Source organism: Paenibacillus macquariensis, assembly GCF_900156375.1.
Taxonomy (GTDB): domain Bacteria; phylum Bacillota; class Bacilli; order Paenibacillales; family Paenibacillaceae; genus Paenibacillus_AQ; species Paenibacillus_AQ macquariensis.
In genome coordinates, this window is sequence record NZ_FTNK01000005.1 from 153539 (window position 1) to 179759 (window position 26221).

At 40.8% G+C, this 26221-nt stretch carries 23 protein-coding genes and 2 pseudogenes; 20 read left to right on the forward strand and 5 right to left on the reverse strand.

Annotated features, from left to right (window positions below):
• Positions 1-11: 11 nt before the first annotated feature.
• From BW961_RS31180 to BW961_RS11610, 3 genes and pseudogenes are all read right to left on the reverse strand, one after another.
• Positions 12-1016 carry a discoidin domain-containing protein gene (locus BW961_RS31180; RefSeq protein ID WP_394327626.1) on the reverse strand — a complete coding sequence of 335 codons (1005 nt, stop codon included), beginning with the start codon at positions 1014-1016 and terminating at the stop codon, positions 12-14.
• A pseudogene (locus tag BW961_RS31185) lies at positions 1002-2255 on the reverse strand (family 8 glycosyl hydrolase); the annotation flags it as partial. The pseudogene BW961_RS31185 and the gene BW961_RS31180, both read right to left, overlap by 15 nt.
• 502 nt (positions 2256-2757) lie before the next feature.
• The gene (locus BW961_RS11610; protein ID WP_068587037.1) at positions 2758-3210 is read right to left on the reverse strand and encodes a BMP family ABC transporter substrate-binding protein; all 453 of its coding nucleotides are present in this window, start codon (positions 3208-3210) and stop codon (positions 2758-2760) included.
• On the opposite strand from BW961_RS11610, the pseudogene BW961_RS11615 reads away from it, so the two are divergent.
• The 19 genes and pseudogenes from BW961_RS11615 to BW961_RS11705 form a co-directional block, all read left to right on the forward strand.
• Positions 3208-3726 (forward strand): annotated as a pseudogene (locus BW961_RS11615) (methyl-accepting chemotaxis protein); the annotation flags it as partial. The gene BW961_RS11610 and the pseudogene BW961_RS11615 overlap by 3 nt on opposite strands.
• A 270-nt stretch (positions 3727-3996) precedes the next feature.
• The gene (locus BW961_RS11620; RefSeq protein WP_244555936.1) at positions 3997-7080 is read left to right on the forward strand and encodes an ATP-binding protein; all 3084 of its coding nucleotides are present in this window, start codon (positions 3997-3999) and stop codon (positions 7078-7080) included.
• 73 nt (positions 7081-7153) lie between these two features.
• The gene (locus BW961_RS11625; RefSeq protein ID WP_068587051.1) at positions 7154-8275 is read left to right on the forward strand and encodes a response regulator; all 1122 of its coding nucleotides are present in this window, start codon (positions 7154-7156) and stop codon (positions 8273-8275) included.
• A 199-nt stretch (positions 8276-8474) separates the two neighbouring features.
• Positions 8475-8840 carry a response regulator gene (locus BW961_RS11630; protein WP_068587347.1) on the forward strand — a complete coding sequence of 122 codons (366 nt, stop codon included), beginning with the start codon at positions 8475-8477 and terminating at the stop codon, positions 8838-8840.
• 318 nt (positions 8841-9158) lie between these two features.
• A complete protein-coding gene (locus BW961_RS11635) occupies positions 9159-10157 on the forward strand; it encodes an ABC transporter substrate-binding protein (protein ID WP_082867526.1) in 999 nt (332 codons plus the stop codon).
• A gap of 16 nt (positions 10158-10173) precedes the next feature.
• Entirely contained in the window at positions 10174-11163 is a 990-nt protein-coding gene (locus BW961_RS11640) for a FecCD family ABC transporter permease (protein WP_068587053.1), read from the forward strand.
• A 1-nt stretch (position 11164) separates the two neighbouring features.
• Entirely contained in the window at positions 11165-11944 is a 780-nt protein-coding gene (locus tag BW961_RS11645; protein WP_068587054.1) for an ABC transporter ATP-binding protein, read from the forward strand.
• Positions 11945-11986: 42 nt separating this feature from the next.
• Positions 11987-12490 carry a HugZ family pyridoxamine 5'-phosphate oxidase gene (locus tag BW961_RS11650; protein ID WP_068587056.1) on the forward strand — a complete coding sequence of 168 codons (504 nt, stop codon included), beginning with the start codon at positions 11987-11989 and terminating at the stop codon, positions 12488-12490.
• 19 nt (positions 12491-12509) lie between these two features.
• Positions 12510-12962 carry a DinB family protein gene (locus BW961_RS11655; RefSeq protein WP_068587057.1) on the forward strand — a complete coding sequence of 151 codons (453 nt, stop codon included), beginning with the start codon at positions 12510-12512 and terminating at the stop codon, positions 12960-12962.
• 239 nt (positions 12963-13201) lie between these two features.
• Complete coding sequence (locus BW961_RS11660) at positions 13202-14125, forward strand: hypothetical protein (RefSeq protein WP_068587059.1); 924 nt, start codon at positions 13202-13204, stop codon at positions 14123-14125.
• Positions 14126-14205: 80 nt separating this feature from the next.
• Positions 14206-14610 carry a VOC family protein gene (locus tag BW961_RS11665; RefSeq protein WP_068587062.1) on the forward strand — a complete coding sequence of 135 codons (405 nt, stop codon included), beginning with the start codon at positions 14206-14208 and terminating at the stop codon, positions 14608-14610.
• Positions 14611-14662: 52 nt separating this feature from the next.
• A complete protein-coding gene (locus BW961_RS11670; protein WP_068587064.1) occupies positions 14663-15961 on the forward strand; it encodes a DUF1963 domain-containing protein in 1299 nt (432 codons plus the stop codon).
• 163 nt (positions 15962-16124) lie between these two features.
• Positions 16125-18536, forward strand: a complete 2412-nt coding sequence (locus BW961_RS11675) for a penicillin acylase family protein (RefSeq protein ID WP_068587066.1) — start codon at positions 16125-16127, stop codon at positions 18534-18536.
• Between the two features lie 187 nt (positions 18537-18723).
• A complete protein-coding gene (locus BW961_RS11680) occupies positions 18724-19425 on the forward strand; it encodes a FadR/GntR family transcriptional regulator (RefSeq protein WP_068587068.1) in 702 nt (233 codons plus the stop codon).
• Positions 19422-20204 (forward strand): ABC transporter ATP-binding protein, encoded by a 783-nt coding sequence (locus BW961_RS11685; RefSeq protein ID WP_170878557.1) that lies wholly within the window; start codon positions 19422-19424, stop codon positions 20202-20204. Before BW961_RS11680 ends, BW961_RS11685 begins: the two co-directional genes overlap by 4 nt.
• 250 nt (positions 20205-20454) lie before the next feature.
• Positions 20455-21249 (forward strand): ABC transporter ATP-binding protein, encoded by a 795-nt coding sequence (locus tag BW961_RS11690; protein ID WP_244555937.1) that lies wholly within the window; start codon positions 20455-20457, stop codon positions 21247-21249.
• Between the two features lie 17 nt (positions 21250-21266).
• A complete protein-coding gene (locus BW961_RS11695; RefSeq protein ID WP_068587070.1) occupies positions 21267-22301 on the forward strand; it encodes an ABC transporter substrate-binding protein in 1035 nt (344 codons plus the stop codon).
• A gap of 28 nt (positions 22302-22329) precedes the next feature.
• Positions 22330-23076, forward strand: a complete 747-nt coding sequence (locus BW961_RS11700) for an ABC transporter permease (protein ID WP_068587072.1) — start codon at positions 22330-22332, stop codon at positions 23074-23076.
• Between the two features lie 26 nt (positions 23077-23102).
• Complete coding sequence (locus BW961_RS11705) at positions 23103-23555, forward strand: OsmC family protein (RefSeq protein ID WP_068587075.1); 453 nt, start codon at positions 23103-23105, stop codon at positions 23553-23555.
• Positions 23556-23636: 81 nt separating this feature from the next.
• Here BW961_RS11705 and BW961_RS11710 read toward each other — a convergent pair whose 3' ends face one another.
• Both BW961_RS11710 and BW961_RS31730 read right to left on the reverse strand, forming a co-directional pair.
• Positions 23637-23855: a helix-turn-helix domain-containing protein gene (locus BW961_RS11710; protein WP_068587077.1), complete on the reverse strand. Its 219-nt coding sequence runs from the start codon at positions 23853-23855 to the stop codon at positions 23637-23639.
• Positions 23807-24082 (reverse strand): sigma factor-like helix-turn-helix DNA-binding protein, encoded by a 276-nt coding sequence (locus BW961_RS31730; protein WP_342190364.1) that lies wholly within the window; start codon positions 24080-24082, stop codon positions 23807-23809. The genes BW961_RS11710 and BW961_RS31730 overlap by 49 nt, the downstream gene beginning before the upstream one ends.
• Positions 24083-24397: 315 nt before the next feature.
• Here BW961_RS31730 and BW961_RS11720 point away from each other — a divergent pair, with 315 nt between their 5' ends.
• On the forward strand, positions 24398-26104 hold the full coding sequence (locus tag BW961_RS11720) for a DUF4127 family protein (RefSeq protein WP_068587353.1): 1707 nt from the start codon (positions 24398-24400) through the stop codon (positions 26102-26104).
• Positions 26105-26221: the final 117 nt, after the last annotated feature.

Here is a 26221-nt window from a genome sequence, read left to right on the forward strand (position 1 = left end):
CTTGTTATCGATTAAGAAGCACCATACACTTCAAAATCAAATAGTGAATATCCGTATGCTGTGCCTCTTGTTACGCCAAGTACTCTTACATATCTTCCGCTCCTAGGTATTGTGAATGTAATATCATCAATTGCGCCATCGCCGGTTGTTGTTGAATAAGCGTCTGTCCATGTGGATTTGTCATCGGAAACTTGGATTTTGTAACCCTTAGCATAAGCATCTTCCCAGTTTAATTTTACCCGGTAGACGCTTTGGGTCACACTAAGATCCACATAGATCCATTCGTTATTGTTTCCTTCAACACTGGCCCATCTGGTTGTTGAGTTGCCATCAGTCGCTTTGGATGCTTCAAATCCGCTTCCTTCTACTGAACTAGCTACAGCTGTTTTGCCAAGTGCGAGGTTCGTGCCTGTTGTTGGCGTTGAACTTGTTGTAGCAGTTGCAGTATTACTATTCGCGGAAAGATTCCCAGCGGCATCAATGGCTTTAACTTTATAGCTATATGCCGTGGATGGTGTTAAGCCTGTATCATTGAACGTGGTACCTGTTGGAGTGCCCACTTGAGTGCTACCGCGGAATACTTGGTAACCGACAACGCCAACATTATCCGTCGAAGCCGTCCAGTTTAAATTAATTTGGTTGCTTGATATCACTGTTGTAGTTAGGTTGGAAGGAGCTGTAGGTGCTTGTGTATCTGGTGTTGGAGTTGTAGCTGTTGTTGTAGCAGTTGCAGTATTACTGTTTGCCGAAAGATTCCCAGCGGCATCAACGGCTTTAACTTTATAACTATATGCCGTGGATGCAGTCAAGCCTGTATCATTGAACGTGGTACCAGTAGGTGTGCCCACTTGAGTGCTACCGCGGAATACTTGGTAACCGACAACGCCAACATTATCCGTCGAAGCTGTCCAGTTTAAATTAATTTGGTTGCTTGATACAACTGTTGTAGTGAGGTTAGTAGGAGTTGTAGGTGCTTGTGTATCTGGTGTTGGTGTTCCTCCGTCAGCTGTTGGTATCCACCAATTTCCTGAAATGAAGAGCATGTTAAGCAAGTTGAAGGAATCGCTGAAATATCCCTCTTTCTTGTTCTTCATCCAGTCCCAACCAGAATTCACCCATGCTTGATGAGCGCTGTTTGTTGTCGCTGCTGATATAAACGGTGATACGAACACGGCTGTAGCATATGATCCTCTTGCTGTACCATTCAATTGATATCCGTCTTTAATGTTGCCTGGAACGCCACTTGTCTTACCTTTAATCCATACCGCCATTTTGTTAGCAATATCCCGGCCTCTAGTGTCTCCGTAAAAAGCGTAGTCCATTACAATTCTTAATGGAACCCGGCTTGCATTGTAGTTATATTCCTTATCATACGGACCCTCCAAAAAGTCGGGATCAGCCGGTTTAGGGGGATTGTTAACTACAAAGTCAGAAATTAGACCTGTAGTAGATGAGTAAGTTGTTGAGAATTGGCCGTAAACGGTATACAAGTTATTGATGACATTTAACCATATTGGATCTCCTGTAACTTCGTTAAAAGCTCTTAAATGGGAGAGCATCCAATCGGATGGACGAGTGTCAAATGTGTTTTTCCCATCCGAATCATCTGCAAGATTCAGCCTATTATTCGTTGTCACATTGCTTACTTTGATTCCGTTGGTGATCATTTTTTTGGCTTCTGCCAAATAGTTAATCGTACCAGACGATCCCCATTGACGATCTGCAAGAATCAAGGAATAAGCGATATCTAAATCACCGTCGGTAGCTGAGCCAAAATACCCTTGGGCACTGCTGCTATCCGCGACAATCCAGCCCATTAGATTGGCATTGTTCTTACTTTTGAAGGCTCTTGCCGTTTTGAATAGGCCATCATAGATTGTTTTTGCATTCGAATCGTAGCCTGCCATCAGAGCTGTGATGACCATTCCATATCCTTGTCCTTCTGAAGTGCCGAGGGCAGTGTAAGGCTTAGAATCACCAGTACTTTCGCCTTTTACATAATATCCGCCAGGTAAGGAAGATAAGTTGTTTTTTAAATACTTTCCTTTCCAATAGTCATAATAACTTGAAACTGCGCTATTCATTGCTGCTTGAGTTACATGATTAGGCTTAATAATGCCTGGATAACTGACTTGCTGAGGAAACGGTTTTAGTTCTCCTGCAGCGTGAGCTTTCGATTGAAATGGAGCAGGCGCACCCAGTAGTGTCATAAGCATTGTTAGACAGAGAAGAACAAGACCCGTTAATTTCATCATCCTTTTGTTTGATTTTAAAGTGTACAATTAAAACTCCTCCTTTAAATTATATTCTAACAAACCTCGACGCTATCACGGCCTCCTTTCCATGTAATAGGCATGCATCAAAATTAAAGCGCTTTAACTTTTGGACAGAATAAATAAACTGTAAGCACTTTAACTTTAGGGTTATATAAAAAGTAATCTAGTAATACTAGAGGGGCATGACGTGCCACCACTGGATCAACTAAGTTACTTTTAGCCCTTTACTCTCGAAGGAACGGGTACTTCTCTCTTCATAATGAATTTAACATACAAATTTTGGTTATGTCCACATATATTTCATCTTCTTTATAAAAAGGAACATGATTAGTCCTTTTCTTATTTGGCATGTTCAAAAAAAGGACTGTCCTATAAGCAACGTTCTGCTTATGAGCAGTCCTTTACACAAGTAAATTTCAAGAAGGGTCGAGCCGGAAATTCACTGAATACTAGTTAACGATAAAATCGGGACCATCGTACTTTAAGGAAATTTCAATTTCTCCATTAATGATTTTTTTGAAAGTTCTAGCATTGTATCCTCAATTTCTTTGGATACAGTAGGAGATAATGCTAAACGAACAGCATCAGTGTTACTAGCTCCGATTTTTACCACCACTCCTGCTTTCCATTTTCTTTCCGTGAGATCTTTGATAGCGGTATAAACGGTCTGCCCTGCATCGGAAATCGCGGAACCGATATATACATCAGGTGCATCTGCGTAGTAATCTCGTACATTACCTATTTGATAAGTGCCACTTTCACGGTTAGCTTCAGTAACGCCGATTCTAGCATTATTAAGCATAGTGAAGATAATATCGGCTCCTGCATTAATTTCAGCTTGCGCTACTTTTTTGGACAAGACAGCATCGTCTTGATTACCGGTAAAGGTGGTTAAGTAAGTCGCGTTCGGATTCGTATATTTCAAGCCATTCAAACGAATCTGTTAGCATTGAATGCTGCAATCGAGGCAGCTAGAGCTGGGGAACATGGACGTGGTTTTGCTGTTGTTGCTGATGAGGTCAGAAAACTTGCTGAACAATCCAAACAATCGGCCGACCAAATTGTCACGATAATTCACCAAGTTCAGATTGATACTGATCTCGCTATTGTTTCGATGGAAAAGGGGAATCAGGAAGTTAGGAATGGGACCTCTGTTATGCAGGAAGCTGGGGAAGCCTTCGCTAAAATTATATACTCAGTTCGAAAGGTGGCCGAACAGATTTCAGAAGTTTCTGCCTCCTCTGAAGAGATGTCTGCTAGTACGCAGCAGGTTACAGCATCCCTATTCAATATGAAAGACGTCGCCTATTTAGCCTATTCGAATTCGGAGAGTGCGGCTGCAGCATCTGAAGAACAATTAGCAACAATGGAGGAAATATCTTCGGCGGTAGGTGCTCTATCACAAATGGCTCAAGAGTTGCTTGAGGTTACTCAACGGTTTAAAAACTAGGCAAATTCCAATCGGATATTATTCTGATTACTATAGAAGACACACATTAATATGTTCTAAAAAGATCGTAAATCACGTAGCCCTCACGGGACAGTGATTTTACGATCTTTTTTTTCAATACTTGCATACGCAATTCCTGAATACTGTTGGGAGCACGCTTTTAGAAATCACCTTAAATAAGGGGTTCATTTACTATATTTGTGAGATATTTGTGAGTGTGAAATGGTACGATTAGATAGAATCTAATTTCACTGTAAAAGGACGATACAATTGAAAAGAATAAATTATAGCAAACTGATAGGGATCCTTTTGATCTTTTCGATATCTCTTGGGCTATTTATAGGGATTTATTCTCTTATAAAGCCTAGTTCTAACATCTTGATTGCTAAGAACGGTGTGTTGGATTTGGCCCATTGGGACTTTGCTAGTAAAGGGCTGGCTAACCTGAATGGGGAGTGGGAGTTCTACGAAGATCAATTACTAGAACCATCTGACTTCATTCAAGATTCACCTGTGAAAGTATCCTATTTGAAAGTCCCAAGTATTTGGATGGGAGAAAAAGTGGGTAAAGAAAGCATGAATAGAAAAGGCTACGGAACGTACCGTTTAAAAGTACTCGTCTCGAATGAAGAACAAATCTATGGGTTAAAAATAAATAGCATTCGAATGTCCCATCGATTATTTATCAATGGTCAGCTAGAAGGTGAGATGGGACGACCTGCAGTGGATGAAGAGGCACACACACCTGGAAATACCCCTTACAGTACGTTTTTTCATACGAATGGCCGTGAAATCGAAATTGTAATTCAAGTTGCGAATTATGTGTATATGACTGGCGGCATCGTTAATTCGATTCAGTTCGGATTGGACAAGGATATCGGCACATTAAGTGGCATACAACTGGGTATTAATGTTTCAGCTATCATGATTTTTGGCATGTTTGGAGCCTATCATCTCAGCTTTTATCTCCTGCGTAGGCGAGAGAAGTCGTATCTTCTTAGTGGACTCTATTTATTAACCCTATTATTGCTCCAACTATTTATAGGAGAGAAGATTGGCTTGAGATTATTTCCTAATATTCCGTTTATATTTGCCTATAAGTTGCTCGATTTCAGTATATTTCTTAGTGCAGTTGTAATCATATTATTTTTTCATTCTATTGATGTGCGTCTTCTATCCAAAAGAAAGATATATCTAGTCATATCACCGATTGTTTTTTTTCTCTTGATTATCATAGTAGTACCTTATCAAGTACATAGTGTAATGAAACCATTCTTCTTACTGTACTTAGGAATAATTGAACTGTACCTTCTTGGTAGGATGGTTTATTTATACAATAGAAATGAGGAAGATTTATCGGATCGTAAAGAAATGATACTCTTCATTGGAGCTATTATTTCGTTAGGTATCTATATGACATTCGGAATTCTATATACGGAGAATGCGGTAGATACTGCGCTTGTGGGGACGATGGGGGTCGTTGGATTCATAACATTCATGAATATATTGTTAGCTTTACGTTTCACGAATGCCTATGAGAAGACGGAGATTCTATCGCATCAACTCATGATTTCGAATCAGCTTAAGGACGAATTTCTGACTAATACTTCACATGAACTTAAGACTCCGTTACACGGTATTATGAATATTACTTCTTATTTACTTGATGATGAGGAACACATTTTATCGGTAAATCAGAAACAGAATCTTAGATTGATCAAAGATACATCGATAAAGTTGTCCATGTTGATTAACGATATCATTGATCTCACACGCTTGAAACATGGCGAGCTACGTTTGTATCCTACTGCTGTAGACCTGAAGATGGTAACTCAAATCGTATTCGACGTGCTGGAATTTGAGCTCTTGGGCAAGAATGTGAAGTTGGTGAATCTCGTCGAGTCAGAAATCTGGGTTTTGGCAGACGAGAATCGGTTGCGTCAGATTCTATATAATCTCATTCAGAATGCCATCAAGCATACGGAAAAAGGGTCGATCAAGGTGATCTCACATGTGGTTGACGATAAAGTGGTCATTTCAGTGGAGGATACAGGTTCAGGGATTGCTGAGGATAAACATGAAGAAATCTTTGAGTATTTCGTGCAAGTGAATGAGCCACTACCACAGGATGGATATACAAGTATGGGTGTTGGATTGTACATTAGTCGTAAGTTGGTAGAACAGATGAATGGATATATCCGTGTAGAGTGGTCAGAGGTTGGGATGGGTACGCGGATGACCTTTACGCTACCAAGTGCAGTACATACGCAAGTCTATCGAGAAGCAGCTAGTACATCTATGAATCAATCGCTGATCGTGTGCGATGATCCATTAGATTTCATCGATCAATATGAGTACACGGTACTGATTGTGGATGATGAAGCTTCTAACATCCGTATTCTACTTAATATTTTGAAAAGACATCACTATAACGTTATTACGGCTTTCTCTGCTAATGAAGCATTAGCTAAATTGAAAGAGTATCCTCAAGTGGATCTGGTTATTCTGGACGTCATGATGCCGAGAATTTCAGGAATTGAACTGTGTCAGATGTTGCGTGGTCAGTATTCCATTCTCGATCTACCGATCCTGTTTGCAACGAGTAAGGACAGCCCACAGGATATTGCCCTTGGATTTAGGGCGGGAGCTAACGATTATGTAACAAAGCCATTTGACGCAGAGACCTTGATCGCTAGAGTTCAGACCTTGATTGCTATGAAGACTGCGATTGAAGAGGCTATTCTCAATGAACTCGCGTTCCATCATGCTCAGATCAAACCCCATTTCTTATATAATGCACTAAGTAGTGTGATCTCCTTTTGTTATACAGATGGAGATAAAGCAGCATATTTATTATCGATGCTTAGTCAATATTTGCGTTATATTCTGGATATGGATCGTACGACGCAGTTCGTTCCCCTACATCAGGAGTTGGAACTCATTCATGCCTATGTTGAGATCGAAAAGGCTCGGTTTGGAGAAAGATTCGAATTTATTGTTCAGGTAGAGGAAAGTGTTCGTGTGAGGGAGATTCCTTCATTATGCATCCAACCGTTTGTGGAGAATGCGATTCGTCATGGATTATTTGAAAAAGACGGCTATGGTAAGGTTTCGCTTATGATCGATGAGGGAGACGAATATATAAAAATATGCATTGAGGATGATGGCGTGGGTATTCCTGATGATTTACTTTATCAAATGATTAAAGGTGATGGTAAAGTTGGAGGGATCGGTATTGAAAACATACGCAAGCGAATGGATGTCATTTCAGGGGCAACATTTACGATAAGTTCAGACTTAGGATTGGGAACCAAAGTGACGATCTATTTACCTGTGCATCATGATGGGAATTAGGTGCTTATGTGGAGAGTAGAAGCTCGGATAATATGTAGCTAATACTTATGTAAACTGTATAGGAGTGGTTAATTTGTTTAATGTAGTGATTGTGGAGGATGAAAAGCCAATATTGGATCTAATGAAATATGTAATCGGCCAAAATCCGCAATATACCATCTTAGGGGCCTTTAGTAATCCTCTAGAGGCTTTGGCTTGTTTCCCACAACTAAGGCCGGATGTGGTTTTCCTCGATGTGGAGATGCCCAAGATGAATGGGCTCGAACTGGCACAAAGGATGAATGATCTGTGGGATCATACCCATATTATTTTCACTACAGCATACAAGAATTATGCATTGGAAGCTTTCAATGTACAGGCATTTGATTATATATTGAAACCTGTGACGAAAATGGCCATTGAGCGAGTGACAGAACGACTAATGAAGCAACATCGTTTGGCAATCCCCCCAGAACGGCGAGCACGACATGTTTCAATTCAATGTTTCGGAGGATTTGAGGTTCGTAATCTGGATGGCGCACCTGTCCATTGGCCAACACGTAAGACAGAAGAGTTATTTGCGTACTTTCTATGTCATCCGGGAAAAGAAATCAGTAAGTGGTACTTAGCTGATTTGTTATGGCATGATATGGATGAAGAACGTGCCTCACATAATTTGCATAACACCATGTATCGATTGAAGAAATTATTGAAGGAACAGGAAATCGACATGGATATTAAGAAAGTAAATGAAGGTTATATGCTGGATGCAAGTAATCATACCTATGATGTACTAGCGTTTGAGCGATATCTTCATTCCATCTCTGAAGGGGGAAGAGATGCTGCACAAGAGGAGAAATTGGTCTCTCTATATAAGGGGACTTTATTCGACAGGAAAGATTATCTGTGGAAAACATCGCATGAGAAGAAATTTAGTAAGCATTTCACTATGCTGATCAATAGTCTAATACAACAGGATTTGGCTAAAGGGGACTGGAAGAAAGCAGAGCAAAGGTTAGATCAATTTCTGAACATATATCCTTTGGATGAGGAAATGAACCTCTCGCTCTTTAAGATCTATGAGTGTAGTGGAAGACAAGAACAAATCAAAAAAATTTATGCTAAGTTTGAGAATGCCTATCTCCTGGACTTGGGTTTGGCTCCTCCACAAGAGATGAGGGATTGGGTATTGAAGACGACAGAGAGAAGAAGATAGTCTCTCTGTTTTTTTGTGCTTATTTCTACTATAAGATCAATACTCCTCACATCATTTGATCTTGTGAGTTATTTGTGAGAACGATTTGGTAGAATTCCAAAGAATCGACACTAAACAAAGTCGTTGGTTGTTAGACGTAACAATTACTGTGTTTATAGAATTCAAAACAGAGGCTGATATAGAGAGGATGATCAAAATAATGAAGGCCAAAATCCTGATTGTTGATGATACCAAGTTTATGAGAGAAGTACTTAGGGACATATTCGTATCCAACGGGTATGAGGTAGTTGCCGAAGCAGGTGATGGTGAAGAGGCAGTACACTTATTTAAGATACATAAACCTAATTTGGTAACAATGGACATAACAATGCCTGAGATGAATGGGATTTCTGCTCTCATCGAAATAAAGAAAATTGATCCTGACGCTATCGTAATCATGTGTTCTGCTATGGCACAGAAGGGATTAGTTCTCGATGCGATTATGGCGGGTGCGAAAGACTTTATTGTAAAGCCATTCAATAAAGATCGGGTGATTGAGACGATCAACAATGTATTGAGTAGATAAGACACCATTGTGCATGGTTTAACAGGATCACTATTACATTACTACAACAGGGTTTTCCATGAAGTAGAAGAAATCACTCAACATCATCAATGGGAGTGGTCTTTTTTCTTTTCTTTCAAACGATAAGATTAAAGTATGTATAAGTATGCGTATTAGTATATTGTCTCATAAGAGTAACAAATATATTTCTTGACAGATGATAATGAGAACCATTATCATATTACCAGTAGATGCAAATGAAAATCATTATCATTACATACTTATCATTTGAAACTATTATATGAGCAACATAATTATACATACTCGGAGGGATAGATTTTGAAAAAGTTAATAGTATTACTACTGATTGCGGCGCTGAGCGTAATGACGGCATGTTCGTCCACGAATAAAGCGGACACAGCTGAAACAAATAAGACTAGCAATGAAACGAAGGAAGCAAATACAGCGGAAGCTACAAGTAATGTATATAGTCTGGAGAACGATGGTGTTGATCAATCATTATTCACGGAAGCATTGAGTCAATTTCCAACGAAGATGCCAGAGCGAATTGTAACAACTTCTGTACCATTAACAGAGATGCTACAATTACTGGGAATTACACCTGTTGGTGTACCAACATCTAAGAACCCGATTCCTGCGGAATTCGATGCGGTAGAGCGAATTGGTTCACCAATGGCACCGGATCTTGAAGTTGTAACAAAACTTAAACCTGATTTACTTCTAGGTGCGGAGTCACTTCGGAGCACATTAGATAAAAGTATGGAAGGCATGAAGTTAGATAAAGTTTATCTAAGTACTGATTCATTTGATGATTTAAAGCTTAGTTTGAAAGTACTAGGTACTTACTTTAAGAAAACAGATGAAATGAATGCAGCACTTTCCAAGATATTGGAAAAGGAAAATGAGTTAGCTAAGTTTTCTGAAGGTAAGACAGCACCGAGTGTCATGCTTGTTATCGGAACTTCAGATTCTTTCATGGTTATGAGTGAGAAATCTTATCTAGGAAGCCTAGTGAAAAAGGCAAATGCAGATAACATCGCGACTTCCGTATTGAAAGTGACGGATACTTACTCTCCAATCAATATGGAGAACGTTGTAGCTGCTGATCCAGACATTATACTTGTGTTGGCTTCTGGCGACCATGGTGCATCCAAAGACATGTTCGAGAAAGAAGTAGCGAAGAATAGTACATGGACTAAGCTCTCTGCTTATAAAAACGATAAGGTACACATCTTGGATTACAGTGTGTTTGGTGTAACATCGATTCTTAACGCGGAGAGCGCACTGACTGAAATTTCAAAATATTTCTATGAATAGATAGAGGAGACAGCAAGTGATAAATACATCTCGAAGTAGGATCATTGTTACTTTCACGTTAATTTTAGCAATCGTTGCTGGTATAATCGCAATCGGAGTAGGTGGCGTGTACATACCGATACCAGATATATTAAGTACGCTCTTTAGTTCTTCTTCCGATACGGTAAATTCCACGATCATATGGGATATTCGATTGCCACGTGTATTGCTAGCGATGATTATCGGAGCAAATATTGCGATTTCGGGTGCACTCTTGCAAGCTGTAATGGGTAACCCACTTGCTGATCCTGGTTTAACAGGTGTGACAAGTGGGGCCGCTGCTTGTGTTCTTGTGATTATGCTTGCTGCACCTGAATATACGCAATTTATCCCGATTGCTGCTTTTGGCGGTGGATTATTTGCTGCATCCATTGTATATGCCCTAGCATGGAGACGAAGCGGGATATCACCTGTAACCATCATCTTATCTGGTGTTGCGGTGAATGCTCTCTGTGGCGGATTGATTGGATTATTGACGATCATGTATAGTGATCGTCTCCCAGCAGCGGTTCAATGGCTGAACGGTAGCCTTGCAGCGAAAGGGAATAATGCCTTGATGATGGTTCTCCCATATGCGATTGTTGGTTGGATACTCTCATTCTTTGCCATTCGGAAAGCGAATATCATTCGTCTGGGTGATCAAGTCGCATCTAATCTTGGTGAGAATGTTAACAGAATTCGTATCCTATTGTCTTTATTAGCGGTATTCTTGGCAGCAATCTCTGTAGCTGCCATTGGAATGATCGGGTTTGTGGGTCTTGTTGTACCGCATATGGCTAGATTACTCGTTGGCTCAGACTATAAGTATATGATGCCAATGAGCATGGCATTAGGAGCTCTTGTACTACTGATAGCCGATACAGGAGGACGCACGTTGTTCTCACCCTTGGATATACCTGCGGGAATTCTAATGGCTGTCATAGGCGCACCTTATTTCCTATACCTGATGAGAAAGAAGGCGTTCTAACATGTTTACTGTCGACTCGATTTCGATTAAGTATGAACAGAAGAACATCATTAACAACTTTTCTTTCACCGCTAAGCAAGGTGAGATCGTGTCGATCATTGGACCCAACGGATCTGGGAAATCAACGATACTCAAAGCGGTGTCGCGACTTATCCCGTATCATACAGGTTCTGTCGTACTCGAAGGCACGGATTTGAAATCCATGAGCGCTAAACAAGTTGCCCGTAAAATGTGCATGTTAAGTCAGAAGAATCAAGCACCAAGTGATATGACCGTGATCGATCTTGTCTCTTATGGAAGATATCCACATAAGAAGTGGTTTGAGAGATTAGACAATGAAGATATGGAAATCGTCCATTGGGCGCTTGAGAAGACACATCTTACTGCCTATAAGGATCGACCGATCGTATCTTTGTCCGGTGGTGAATCGCAACGTGCATGGATTGCTATGGCGCTTGCTCAGCGTCCTAAAGTGTTGTTGCTTGATGAACCGACAACTTATCTGGATATATCTCATCAACATGAAGTACTTGAGCTTGTGCGTGAGTTGAATCAGGATATGGGTATGACTGTTGTGATGGTATTGCATGATCTTAATCAAGCTTCTTGTTATAGCGATAGTGTTGTCGTCGTGCAAGGTGGCGAGAAAGCGATGCATGGCACACCCAATCAAGTCATGACAACGGACATGATCCGCAAGGTTTATCGGATGGATTCGGAAATTCAATATATTCCGACAGAAAAGAAACCTCGCATTCATTTGTTAAGCACCGTAAAGTAATTACTATAAATTAACGAACCATATATATTGGAGGATCTTTTAATGAAAAAACCAGTTGACTTAGAGAAGAATAAGGAAAATTATCTACAGTTTATTGCGAACCGTAGAAACCTGATTTTGAGTTTGATAGATGAAGATGGTAAGCCATTTATTAGTTATGCTCCATTCGTTAAGAAAGATGGTAAGCTTTATATCTACATTAGCAAGATTGCAGATCATTATAGATATACGGAAAATAATGAATTTGTCGATGTACTTCTTATTGCAGACGAATCTGCAACGAACAACAAATTTGCTACAGAACGTGCACGTTTGAATTGTACGTCTAGCAATATCGGTAACGATGGACATGAGGACATCTTCGAATTGTTCAATGCCGATCATGGTTCAAAAATGATGGATTTGTTGCGGGGATTAGATTTCTCGCTATTCGAATTAACTCCTGTACAGGGACGTTATGTTGTTGGATTCGGAATGGCATTCGATATCGACGTGGATGCGAATCTATTCAGTCATGTTGTTATTGATAAGAAGAAAGACGCTTAAATAAAGGAGCCTATTTCATATGACTTTTAATACTGTACTGCCAATATGGCAAGCGATTCAGGAACGATTCCACAAGACAGTGAAGGCAGTACCGCAAGAAGATTTGAACCTACAGATCGGCTCCTCATCTATCGAATCATTGATTCGTCATAATGCGGAAGTGGAGTTTATGTTCGCGGATTGGTTCTTCGGTAAGCCTATGCCTGAGGTACATAATACTGCAAAGAGTGATGCAGTTGAGGGGAATAACGAGTCTATTAACCGATCTGTTGAGCTGGTTGATCTGTTGGCGGCATCGAATGCGCATTTCATTGAAGCGATGCGGGAGCTTCCTGAGAAGTCATGGCATCAAATTGTTGAATCGCGTATGGGTCCATCAACACCTCTTGAAGCCGTAGGAAGACTAATGTATCATACAGGAATTCATTCAGGGCAGATTTCAATGATTCAGAAAAACGCTCCTAGAATCTAAGAAGCGCCTCATACTACTGTCTAAAAGTTAGAGTGATGGATCATGTGTTATATATTTCTTAAACATAAACAACGGCAGAAATGCCGTTGTTTTTGCGTTCGGTGATTCGAACTCAAATAACAATTACATGAGCACCCTTTGTCGAGTATGATTACGGGGAAGGATTATCATCTTAGTCGACAGAGAAGAAGCTATTTGCTGTATAACTGTAGAGGTAAATAATAAAGGGGATACTAAAGATGCCAGCTAATCGAGAAATACGGTATGTAATCGAAGAATCTATACGATATCTTGAATCTTATCCCGATGTGGCTATGGATCGTTGTGAGATCAGCCGTAGAAAATGGGATGGTGCTTGGTGGCATATGGCTACTCTTTATGAAATGGGAGAAGTGAAACAAATTCCGGAGTCCGCTATTGCCAGAGCGAAATATTTGTTGGAAGCTCAAACATGGCCTGTTTTCGTTATATCCGACAGCGACCACCCTATAAGTGAAACGGATAAAAGGAAAATGGATTGTTGCCATTGCGAGCTCGCCGTGTACTATATGATATTGATGGCCTATGGCTGTGATTTGGACAAGGAACTGCCTTGGATTCGTGAATGGTTCTTAAAGCATCAGTTATCTGATGGTGGATTGAACTGCGAACCTGAAGCTTATACTGATTCTAATAAGAGTTCTATCGTTTCAACACTGCCTCCACTTGAGGCAATTCTTTTGTTTACGAACCGCGACTTCACTGTGCAGGAAGAGGTTTTCTTAGATGAAGGCGCACGTTATTTGATTGAACATCGTCTTGTATGTTCCAAACAATCTGGACACATCATCGATAAGGATTGGCTGAAACCTTGTTTTCCGAGATTTTTTGAATACGATATCTTACGTGGTATGTCCTACTTGGCAGAATGGTCTCGGCGCAGGAATAAACCGCTACCGATGGGTCTGCTTAATGAAGGAATGCAACAACTGAATAGCTTCATTGAAGTAGATGGCTTGCGAATCGGCAGGCAAGTATTCGATCCACAAGGCCCATGGGGCGGGCACACATTCCCTCTGTTAGAAGCCTTATCGAGAAAAGGCGAAGTTTCTCCTTATCTAACCAGACAATTAGAAGGTGTACGGGCACAATTGGAGTATACTGTTAATGAATCAATTTACTAAGGAATAACAAACCACGAGTGATCGATATACTTTATCACAACAAACAGGGCAGTATTAAAAGAGAAGAGGAGCTGAATATAATGGTAGATTCTAATCAAAAAATCACTACATTCTTAATGTTCGAGGGTAAAGCGGAAGAGGCAATGAAATTCTATACCTCTATATTTGAGCAATCTGAGATTATCAACATTCAACATTATGGAGCAAATGAGGCGGGTGTTGAAGGGAGTGTATTGAAAGCAAGTTTTTCTCTAAAAGGACAAGTGTTCATGTGTATAGATAGCAACGTTAAACATGGCTTTACATTTACCCCTGCAATATCTTTATATGTAACATGTGATACGGAAGATGAGATCATACAAGCATATGAATTGTTGTCTCAAGATGGAGCAGTATTAATGCCGCTAGCAGCGTATCCTTTTTCAAATAAGTTTGGTTGGGTTCAAGATAAGTATGGTGTGTCTTGGCAATTAAACCTTGCATAAATTCTTGAATCATCTCTTGTGTTGAAGGGGGTTTTAAGAGTAAGGAGGAGATATGGTGATACGTATTCCGTGTAAAAGTGAAGACTGTTTAGCAACCATTTTGCCAGCCACTGCTGATAAGACAGGTGGCTATTGCATGCCATGTCGTCAGGAGATAGAGCACCAAGAGAGGCAGCAATATATAAAAGAGAATCGCAAAGATGTGGATTTATATGAGGGGATTGATGATCCGGTTGAAATTCTTAAGATCATGCACACCCCTTCCTCATACAATCCATTAATACAATACATTCCCTATGTACTGAACAGGGAGCAGTTATACATATCATTATCAGAGGAAGACACAGACAGAATGTTAGTTTATGGCATGAGTCTAATGGATTCTGGTGATGTGGACACAAGCCAGGACATTTTGTTATCTCTGCTTTGTTATAAGAACAAGTCGCTAGCTACCTCGATCCAGGGACTTATCTTCCATGACTTATATTATCCGGGGATATTGTTTAAGGATGCTTCTGAGGAGGAGCGGGATCGATTGCTGAATCAGGTGGAACATGATAAGGACAGTCGCAATCATCTATTAGTTGCGTTAGCTTGGATTGGAGATGAGCAGGTAGTAAAGCGGTTTTGTGAATGGAGGAAATCCCCCCCGCAATGGGTGGAGGAGCTCCACATCCGGCCTGAACTATACGCTTATGAAGCAGGCTGGGAGCTTACCCAAAATGGTAATCGTCGTAATCTGTTTCATGAATATAACTATGCTATTGAGAAGATAGAAGCTTGTGATTCAAGAAATGAAGCAATTGAACCTGTAACAATACTGACTCCAAGCTCACATACCTGTCTGTGGTGTGGAGGGAAGCTGACCACACTGCTAGATCTGAAAGTAGGTCACCCATCGCTTCATTTTTTGTCTATGGCTGGAGAGCGGCTTAAGATAGAGACATGTGTTATGTGTAGCTGCTATAGCGTTGTGTTTATGGATGTTGATTCAAGTGGTGAGTCCAAATGGAGTACATATAATCAGAGACCAGATTATTTGCCAGTATTTAATATTGATGACTATGATAACCAACATTTATCTGCAAGTAAGTTATTTAGGCTAGCAAGTCAGTCTCGAAACAGCTACCATGCAGCTCACTGGACGTTAGAGTCAACTGTTTCACAAGTTGGTGGGCATCCAACTTGGATACAGGATGCGGAGTATCCGATATGTCCTTGTTGCTCCAAGTACATGATCTTTATCAGTCAGTTAGATTGGGGAGAAGTAGTGGAGTATGGAGAGGGGATCTATTATACGTTTATATGTTCGGATTGCAGGATTACAGCTACATCATTCCAGCAATCATAGATGGAGTCATTTTCTCATGGTAGATCACAATAAGACATAACGATGATTTAGAGTGATTAATTCGAAATCGAAAACAGTAATGGTTCATCTTGTATGAAAGCGCTTTGCCACTATACTAATGGTTGGCATTTAACAAAACACGTAACATGATGGGGGAATCTGCATGAAATTAGCAACATCAGTGAGTATTCCGCAGATTACACTGCGTAGGAAGAAGCGTTGGCCACGAGTCATAGGGATTATTGGACTCATTATTGTCATTTTAATTGCATGTGCGGGTGGCTATGTATACTGGCTACTGAATAAAAGTGTACCTGTTATTAAGGGCGAATTAAAGATTAGTGGGTTAGAGAAGGTTGTGAATGTATGGAGGGATGAGTCAGGGGTACCGCATATAGAGGCACAAAGTGAGCATGATCTTTATTTAGCTCAAGGATACGTGACAGCACAGGATCGTATGTTCCAGATGGACCTGAGCAGAAGGCAGGCATCAGGACAGTTAAGTGAAGTCGTGGGTGCAAAAGCTATTGACCGTGACAAGTTCTTCCGAACATTTGGGCTGCGACGAGCGGCTGAAGCTTCATTAAGTGCGTATTCTGAGTCTTCCAAGCAGGTGCTAGAATGGTATGCACAGGGTGTGAATAATTACATAAAACAAGCGAAGGAATCGGGTTCACTACCGATTGAGTTTACAGTTCTAGGATACGAACCAACGGATTGGGTGCCAGTGGACTCTTTAACGATAGGAAAATACATGGCTTATGATATGGCGAACGGTTGGGAAGGGCAAGCATTCCGCTATCAACTTATTCAGCAAGTATCTGCGGAGAAGGCCAAGTCATTATTCCCAACATATCCGAAGAATGGCGCGACGATCATTCAAGCGATAAAGGATAATCCCATTGACTTATCGGCATTGGCATCCATTGCAGTAGCTCCTGATCCGTATAATGGAAGTAACAATTGGGTTGTATCTGGAGATAAATCAGCTTCTGGTAAACCTATGCTAGCGAATGATCCACATTTAGGATTAGCTACACCGGCCATTTGGTACGAGACGCATCTATCTGCGCCAGAGTTGAATGTCAGTGGTGTTATATTTGCGGGTGTCCCAGGTATTATACTCGGACACAATGAGAACATAGCTTGGGGTGTTACGAATTTAAATCCTGATGTGCAGGATCTTTATATTGAAAAGAGAAATCCGAACAACCCTGATCAGTTCGAGTATATGGGCAAGTGGGAAGATGCGAGAGTATACAATGAGGAGATCAAGATCAAGGGTGAGTCGCCAATTTCCTATAAAGTCTCGGTCACACGGCATGGGCCTATTATATCTGAATTTGCCAAGGATCAGCAGCAAGACACAGCGCTTTCCATGAGATGGACAGCACTGGATCCGACGACTGAACTTGAAGCAATTCAAATGTTTGCTAAAGCGCGTAATTGGGATGAATTTAAGAAAAGCCTAGAGTTCTTCAATGCTCCCCCACAAAATTTCGTGTTTGCTTCCAATGACGGCACGATTGCGTACCGAGCTAACGGCTTAATTCCGATTCGTAAGAAGGGTGATGGATCCGTTCCAGTACCTGGTTGGACAGACGAATATGAATGGACAGGATTTATACCTTGGGATGAGCTTCCAACGACAGTGAGTCCACCAGAAGGGTATATCGCAACTGCCAACAATAAAGTAATCAATGATAGTTATCCCTACCATATTACTGATAACTGGTCCCAACCCTATCGTGAAGCTCGAATTCAGCAAGTGTTGAGCAATAAAGCTGTGCTGACAACTCAGGATTTACAGGAATTGCAGTTCGACCATAACAATCTTCAAGCAGAAGAATTCCTCGATGGATTGATCAAACAGGTCAAGGGGAAAACAAACCTTCGGTCCATTGATGTGGAAACACTAGAGCTACTGCAGAACTGGAATAAGGTGAATGATGCGGATCAAGCTGCGCCGCTTGCCTATGAACTATGGATGCAACGATTTGATGATGTATTGTTCAAACCTGAAATATCTGATGAAATGATGAAGCTCTTTAATAATAAAGCTACCGCTAAGGATGAGATGATTCGTAAGACGCTTAGAGGTGAGAAGGATCCATGGATTGATGAAAAGGGTGGATTGGAGCAGGTGGCGCTTCAGGCGCTTCAACTTGCAGTTGATCAAGCAATTTCCTTACAAGGGAAACAACCTTCTAAATGGCAGTGGGGCAAGTTTCACCAAGTCGAGTTCCCTCATCCTCTAGGTTCTGTTAAACCACTGAATCTGATCTTCAATCCCAAGCCTGTTCCGATGGGAGGAAGTAAAGTAACTGTCGGCGCAGCAGGGTGGAACAAAGACACCGGAGAAGTGAATCATGGAGCACCTTGGAGAACAGTTATCGACCTAGCAGATCCATCGAAGTCGTATAATGTGGTTGCTCCGGGTCAATCCGGTAATTTATTGAGCAGCTGGTATAATGATCAGATAGATGATTGGAGTACTGGACAATACCATACAACCAGTAGTGTACCGTCCGTCTATCAAGCTGAGGGGAATCAACTGAAGTTAATTCCAGAATAACGTATAGAATAAGCTTCCTAAACCACTAGTTAAGTGGGAAAGGGAGCTTCTTTTTTCGTGGTAAAAGAGCAACGGGAAATAGCCAAATGGCTTTGAGGTAAGTTCGTCTCTTGAACTATGTCTAAGAATCACGTTAGACATCAGACGTCTGATGTGTTATTATTTTCCACTAAGGAGTTGTAAACGGATGAGTGAGTATGTAAAGCCTCGTAAATTAGTGGATCTGGTTTTAATCGAATTGAAGAGAAGAATTGTAAGCAAGGAATTTACACTTGGTGATCGGTTGCCCTCAGAATTCGAATTAATGACGGAATATGGTGTGGGCCGTTCAACAGTTCGTGAAGCTGTGAAAATTCTGGTGCATGCTGGATTGTTAAAGATACAACACGGTCAAGGAACGTTTGTAGTGTATAACGAAGATGAGGTCTCCGATGATCTGTCTAGTGGTGAGAATTTAAATGAAACGAGAATCATACTGGAACAAGCGATTGTAAAGCTGGCTGCTGAGAGAAGAACTGAGGATGATCTAATCAAGCTTCGATTGTATCTGGATCAACGAAATGATGAATTGCAGAAGGGGAATTACTCAGCATATATACGAGAAGACCTTGCATTCCACTTGGCAGTGGCCAAAGCTGCACACAATAATACTCTAGCTGATCTTTATCATGTGTTTAGTAAATCACTAGAGATTCACTTGAATCAATTTCTATTAAATATTCCGAATTATAGTGACAATACAATGATTCATGAAAAGATATATCGTGCAATTGTAGAACAAAATGCTCAAGAGGCTGTATATTGGGTTACCGCTAACATCGAAGTTGAAAAAAATAAAAGCAATTCAATGGATGTAAATAAAGGAGAAAGGGGTGTTACGAAAAGTTGATTATTAAAATAGAGAATGTAAGCTGGCAACGTGAAGAATCCGCTATATTACAAAATGTAAGTTGGGAGGTCAATCAAGGAGAGCATTGGTGTATCGTTGGGTTAAACGGTTCCGGAAAGACAACGTTGCTCAATATGATTAATGGTTACATTTGGCCGACTAAAGGTGAAATTACAGTGCTAGGTAAGAAATTTGGTGAATTTGATCTTAGGGAGCTGCGTAAGTCTATCGGTTGGGTTAGTTCATCGCTTCAGCAACGATTACGCGGAAATGAAACGGCTTTAAATATTGTGTTGAGTGGAAAGTTCGCGACTATTGGATTGTATGATAAGACTCAACAAGAGGATAGCGAAAAGGCTTATGATTTATTAAAGCTGTTGGGGTGCGAGAAATTGGCGAACCGCAGATATGATACGTTCTCCCAAGGGGAGCGTCAGCGAGTGCTCATTGCAAGAGCATTAATAGCTTCGCCTGATCTACTTATTCTAGACGAACCCTGTACCGGACTGGACGTATTTGCACGCGAACAGTTGCTTAGCATGGTGGAGAAAATAGCTAAGCAAGCCGATGCTCCAACTTTTCTTTTTGTAACTCACCATATCGAAGAAATTATGCCAGTGTTTAGCAAAACCTTACTTGTTAAAGATGGACAGATTTTTAAAGCTGGCGACACTCAAGACTTATTAAATTCGGAATTGTTATCGCGTTTCTTTGATTCTCCACTGGAAGTCGAGCGGCGCAATGAACGTAACTGGCTCACAATCTTGGGTAATCCATAAAGTTATAAGAAGACCAACATGATGCAAATAGAAACTTCCTAGCCCACTTCATGGGCGAGGAAGTTTTTCTTATATTTCTATGAGACACGGCTACCACCTTTTAGGACGTCGTTACCGGTTCTTTTTGGATGACAAGAATCTTTTTCATTCGAGTGTTTGTATATTTTTCCCTTGACGCTAGTAACCATTTAATGCTAATTTATATATTAATTCATATCGGCATAGTTGCAATTAGAAAGGGGAGATGTCCTTGTCACACGCGGGTACTTCCATGTTAGAAATTAATCATGTCACAGTGTCTTACGAGGATAAACGAAGCATTATTAACGATGTACATCTAACGGTAAATCAAGGCGAATTCGTCAGTATTATCGGCAAGAGTGGTTGCGGGAAGAGTTCGCTCCTCAATGTGATTGCTGGGTATATACAGCCTAAGCAGGGAAGTATTACGATCAATGGTCAAGAAGTAAGCAATCCAGGACCGGATCGCGGGTTTGTATTTCAAGACTTGGCATTATTTCCTTGGTTAAACGTGCTTGATAATGTTGCTTTTGGACTACGTATGGCTGGAATTAGCAAAAAGGAAAGAGTGGAGCGTTGCAAAGAAGCCATTCAAATGGTTGGACTTGCTGGGTCAGAGCATAAGAGCATTTCAGACTTATCTGGTGGGATGAAGCAACGGGTTGCCATAGCTCGAACCTTGGTAACTAAACCAAGTATTCTTCTGATGGATGAACCATTTAGTGCGTTGGATGAACAGACGAGGGAATCTCTACAAGAGGAGCTACTCCGTATCCAGAAGGAGACGGGAATGACCGTCATTTTGGTTACTCACAGTATTGATGAAGCGATCTATTTATCGGATCGGGTTGTAGTGTTTGATGATCAAGGACAAATTCATAACATTGTGAATATTGGCTTGGGAAGACCGAGAATCCCAGAAATCCGGGTGTCATCCTACTTTAATGAATATAAAAAGCAGTTAATGATGGATTTAAGATATGATTTCCAAATCTACTACGAGTCAGAAGGCTCCGGGATATAAAAAAGGGGAATGTAACCATGAAAAAGAGAACAGGACACACCAAATTGTTCAGTATGTTAGGTAGCCTTGTGCTAGTAGCGGCACTTACTTCCGGTTGCGGGAACTCGGATACAAATAAGCAGGCTGAAGCAGCAAATAAAGGTCAAGAGGGAGAACAAACGCAGCAAGTCCAAGAGATTAAGGTTGGTTATGTGAATTTGATTGCCGCAGCACCGGCTATTATTTCCAAAGAGAAGAAACTACTTGATAAGCAGGGGTTAAAAGCTGAGTTTTTCTCTTTTAAGAATGGACCGGATTTGTATAAGGCACTATCCTCAGGGAAGTTGGACATCGCATATGCGGGTATGCCAGCGGCAGTCAATTGGGGCTCACGCGGAGCAGAGTTTAAAATAATTGCTAAGGTAGATCAAGGGAAAAATGGGCTATTCACGAAAGAGTCTTCCGGGATTACAGAAGCAGCTGATCTCAATGGCAAAAAACTTGGGAATCTGGTGAAAGGTAGCGGTGTAGATTATCTAATTCGTGCTGTACTGCTTCCAGAAGGTCAGTTGGACGATCAATCCGTAACCTTAGTGCAAATGGAGACGCCCAACATGGAGACTGCGATTACAAGCGGAACAATTGATGCGGCAGTGGCTGGTGAGCCATTCCTGACGTTTGCAGAGCTACGCGGACTTAAAGTAGTGAAGGAGCTTCCAGATCCGGCATTTGTTGTTCTCGGTTCGAACGCATTCTTAAAGGATCAACCGGAGGCTGTGAAGAAATTCATTCAAGGTCATATTGCTTCCATCGAGGATCTGAATCAAAATACGCAGGAAGATGCTGAGGTACTTGCCAAAGCATTTAATGTACCAGAGATCAAAGGGACTGATAAGACGTACACACCAGCTGAGGTGATAACTCAAGCTTTGAAGCGCAATAAGTTCGAATATAAATTTACTGATGAAGATCTGAAATATTATCAAGAGGTAGCAGATAATAGCTTCACCATCAAATCGATCGAAAAGCAGCTAGATGTATCTACTATCATCGATACAACTTGGATTAAATAACCGGGCCTTCGAAGGCAGGGGGAAAATCATGAAAAAATTTCATTTTGGCATACTTGCCATCCCTTTTATCATCATTGTATGGATGTTGGTTGCAAGGAATTATCCGCCCATTATATTTCCGGGACCTTGGAGTACTTGGCTTGAGTTGAAGAAGCAGCTCAGTTCTCCAGATTATTACCACCATATTGGGATCAGTCTCTACCGATTATTCTTTGGATTTGCAATCGCGGCGATCTCCGCATTCGTATTTGGATTGTTAGCAGGGGTAAGTAAAGCATTTCGACAATTCTTATCTCCAATGGTCATGTTGTTTCAGGCAACACCACCAATGGCATGGGCTCCACTGCTCATATTGATGCTAGATTTAGGGAATGCGCCGATGATTGCTGTCATTGTTATTGCTGCATTTTTTCCTATTCTCGTTAATGTGATCCAAGGGATGGAACGAATCAAAATTACGCATATTCGAGCAGCTAAGACCCTTGGTGCTAATCGGCTTCAGTTGGCATGGCACGTGTATTTGCCAGAGGTTATGCCTTCTGCGTTCACAGGCGTAGTCGTAGGGTTTGGAATCGCGTGGCGCTCACTTGTTGCAGCAGAGATGATTGGTGGAAGTTCAGGAATTGGTTGGCTTATCTCTTCTAGTGGGCAAATTGGTAATTCGCCATTAGTTATGGTGGGCATTATCACGATTGGTATTTTGGCTATGTTCTTCGAATTTGTACTGTTGTATCCGTTGAAGAAGCGGTTTGCATCATGGGCACTTAAGGGGTAATACAATATTTGAGGAGGTTAACATTAATGAAAATTTATATACAGCGCGTGAAACGGTTTCTGCATCTAGCGCATGCACAGAATCGCACGGTAACTGTCGATCAAAGTGTGGAGCGCGGAGGCGAGGATTTAGGATTTCGTCCTACCGAGTTATGGCTTATCGGGTTGTCGTCATGTTCGATGATGACGCTGATCCGTTATGCAGAACAGAATGCATTACCACTCACAGATGTATCCGTTAATGCGGAAGATACGGTAGATGAGAATGGGGATATTTCTGCGATAGACTTTAGCGTTAGCTTCACAGGTGATCTAACGGATGAACAGAAAGAAAGTCTACTGCAACATGTGAAAAAAAACTGCAAGGTGTTGCGTACGGTAGGCTCTCATATCGCTATCAGTTTTAAGGAGTCCGATTTAACGGATACTCCTAATGAAGGTACTAGTTGTACATTAGAAGGCGGCAATTGCTGTACCTAATATTTAATGAATTTGGCGGGTCCTATGTGGACCCGTTTTTTGTTAGTATCATCGTATGGATTCTATGGAATTCATTAAGGTTCAAATCTTATTACTCTTGATGAATTCAAGAAACTCTACAATAATGTGCGATACCGCATCTTCTTGCGGCATATGAATAAACTGGCTTAGACGAAGGATATCCCCTTTATACAATTCGATGAGTTCCATCATAGACTCAGGATTATTGTGCTTTGCCGAATGAAGTAAGTCTAGGAATTCGCTGTCTGGGATAGTTGCTGGATCATTTTTCGCTTCCATTTGTTCACCGCCTGTTGGCTCATTTGTAGTTGTCGTGCAACTTCTGATTCGGTCTGATCTTGGATATAGAGTTTATATAAAATGATCTTTCCATATGGAGGTAATGTATTTATGAGTTGCTGGACCAATATCTTGTTTTCAGTAGAATAGGTAAAGTTAGGAACAGTAGATTCTATTCCATAGAAAGAACATTCTCGTTTTTTAATGATTTTGGCTCGATACTGCAATCTCCATCCAATACGATAAACTTCGGTCTTATAACGTTCATATAGGCTCTGTTGTGTCTCTATAATAAGCTCTCCCTTCTATTATGTTCTAAATCTATTTACCTGTAGGGAAATAGAAAGCGTAATTCTACAACCAAAATAAGAACGTTTGTTCTTATTTTAGTATATCATTTGTTGGTTAGATTTGGTTAAAAAAAATATTTAGATAGTAATGGTTGTTAATTTCAAAGGTGAATCACCTATATATATGAAGGCACAAACGTGAAAGTAATGGACTGGACGAACGTGCCTATCATGAAATATGGAGTTGTTAATATGAAAAGAGTTCTATATGTACCACTGGATGACCGCCCAGTTAATTTAGATGATGTTATCCTACAGGGCAAATCGGCAGGAATCGAGGTCATTACACCAAGTATTAATGATATTAAGAACCGCTTGGATGCTCACAAAACAATTTCGGGATCTACAGTACTAGATACGATGTCGCCCCGGTTTGGGAAAACATTAAACATTCGCCAATTCATTCTGAATAACGCATCCTCTGTGGACGGCTTCATTATCTCTACAGATATGCTCGCTTACGGTGGATTAATTGGAAGCAGACGTCTTCGCACAAGTGATGGGGGGATATATCCTAACTATGATGCTGCTACCACAAATTTATTAGATGTTATTTGTGAAATTAAGCAATGCTATCCGAGTAAGCCTGTCTATGTTATGGATACTATAATGCGATTGGCTACATCAGCGTATGTTGAGGGTCAAAATTATGATGCTTATACGGAGTCACGTAGCTTTACTCAGCAACCTAGACAAATATATGTGGAATTCAACGACATCATAAATGGCTATGATACAAAACCGGATAACACACCTTTTGGAGATCCAGTCCATTTCAATAAAGAACAATATTATTACGCACGACACCATAAATTTAAGTCGAACTATTATATCCTAGATCAACTTGCCCGCTTAGGTTATATTGACTTCCTTGCGATTGGTGTCGATGACTCCTCTACCCAAGGGGTGCAAGCAAATGAAATCCGATTTATTGAAGCTTACATCAATGAGTATCTCGGTGGCGGGACGGAAGGTCAGAATCCTGAGCGTGCCATCATTCTTCCTGATGCAGATGGTTTAGGTCATTCTCTCTTGGCACGCATGGCGAACCATTTGTATTGTGACGGGGTAAATCCAAGATATATGGTGCAATATTATGGACCTCATGGTTCAACGATCATTAACACATACGAATATATGACCGTACACGACAATATTCAGCGTCACGTTGAAATGATCGGGGGACAATGGGTCACTAGTGGTTCATATGATTTAGAAATTGTTGCGATTACGGACGTTAATCAAGTATCAAGTGCGCTAAGTCGTATTGAATCAAATCGTAACGAGCGCATCCCGACGATCGTTATTGATTTTGTAGCTAAAGGTGCGTCCAATGCGACGGTAACAGAGGCATTACTTGATAGTCCATTCACTGGAGGTCTTCTAGGGTATAGTGGGTGGAATACAGCGGGGAATAAAATTGGGATTGCTCTCGGAATGGGGCAGGCACGTTACGCATATTTAGTAACGGAATCTCATCCCGCGGCCCTTCATAAGGCAGTGAACGCGCATGGCTCACTTCTATTCAAACGGTTCTTGAAAGATTACTATTACAAAACGGTGGCTATTGCAGAAATCCGAACTTATTCGAGAGCAAATACACTGTATACGAACGTACTTTATCCTGATCAAAATATGGGGCTGTTCAATTCGACGAGTGATTACAACCATATGATTATTCTCTTGCGAGATCGGATGCAGACGTACATGAACACACTTGCAGGGAAGAATGCTTTCTTAATTGGTTCTTCGACGTCGAGGGGAAATGTACGCCAAATTAGTGGATCAACGTGGTCATTCTCACAATATAGTAGCGCATCACTTGCCTATGCAAATCCTGATTATATTTGGGAGCGAGTATTTGAAATTACCTTAAGGCCTAAGGTTATATTGGAATAATGTCCTTTTCTTCTATTAACATATTTATCTTGCAAATAAAGTAAGGCACTTCAGGAATCATGATGGGCAAAATAGACTATAAATGAGTGGAAATTGATATACTGGAGCTGAAGTTAT

Bases quoted from the DNA above. Each gene is read 5' to 3' on its own strand.
- BW961_RS11705 (WP_068587075.1), top strand. From the start codon at position 23,103: ATGAAAATTTATATACAGCGCGTGAAACGGTTTCTGCATCTAGCGCAT.
- BW961_RS11665 (WP_068587062.1), top strand. From the start codon at position 14,206: ATGGTAGATTCTAATCAAAAAATCACTACATTCTTAATGTTCGAGGGT.
- BW961_RS11630 (WP_068587347.1), top strand. From the start codon at position 8,475: ATGAAGGCCAAAATCCTGATTGTTGATGATACCAAGTTTATGAGAGAA.
- BW961_RS11695 (WP_068587070.1), top strand. From the start codon at position 21,267: ATGAAAAAGAGAACAGGACACACCAAATTGTTCAGTATGTTAGGTAGC.
- BW961_RS11675 (WP_068587066.1), top strand. From the start codon at position 16,125: ATGAAATTAGCAACATCAGTGAGTATTCCGCAGATTACACTGCGTAGG.
- BW961_RS11660 (WP_068587059.1), top strand. From the start codon at position 13,202: ATGCCAGCTAATCGAGAAATACGGTATGTAATCGAAGAATCTATACGA.
- BW961_RS11650 (WP_068587056.1), top strand. From the start codon at position 11,987: ATGAAAAAACCAGTTGACTTAGAGAAGAATAAGGAAAATTATCTACAG.
- BW961_RS11680 (WP_068587068.1), top strand. From the start codon at position 18,724: ATGAGTGAGTATGTAAAGCCTCGTAAATTAGTGGATCTGGTTTTAATC.
- BW961_RS11710 (WP_068587077.1), bottom strand. From the start codon at position 23,855: ATGGAAGCGAAAAATGATCCAGCAACTATCCCAGACAGCGAATTCCTA.
- BW961_RS11700 (WP_068587072.1), top strand. From the start codon at position 22,330: ATGAAAAAATTTCATTTTGGCATACTTGCCATCCCTTTTATCATCATT.
- BW961_RS11655 (WP_068587057.1), top strand. From the start codon at position 12,510: ATGACTTTTAATACTGTACTGCCAATATGGCAAGCGATTCAGGAACGA.
- BW961_RS11720 (WP_068587353.1), top strand. From the start codon at position 24,398: ATGAAAAGAGTTCTATATGTACCACTGGATGACCGCCCAGTTAATTTA.
- BW961_RS11645 (WP_068587054.1), top strand. From the start codon at position 11,165: ATGTTTACTGTCGACTCGATTTCGATTAAGTATGAACAGAAGAACATC.
- BW961_RS11670 (WP_068587064.1), top strand. From the start codon at position 14,663: ATGGTGATACGTATTCCGTGTAAAAGTGAAGACTGTTTAGCAACCATT.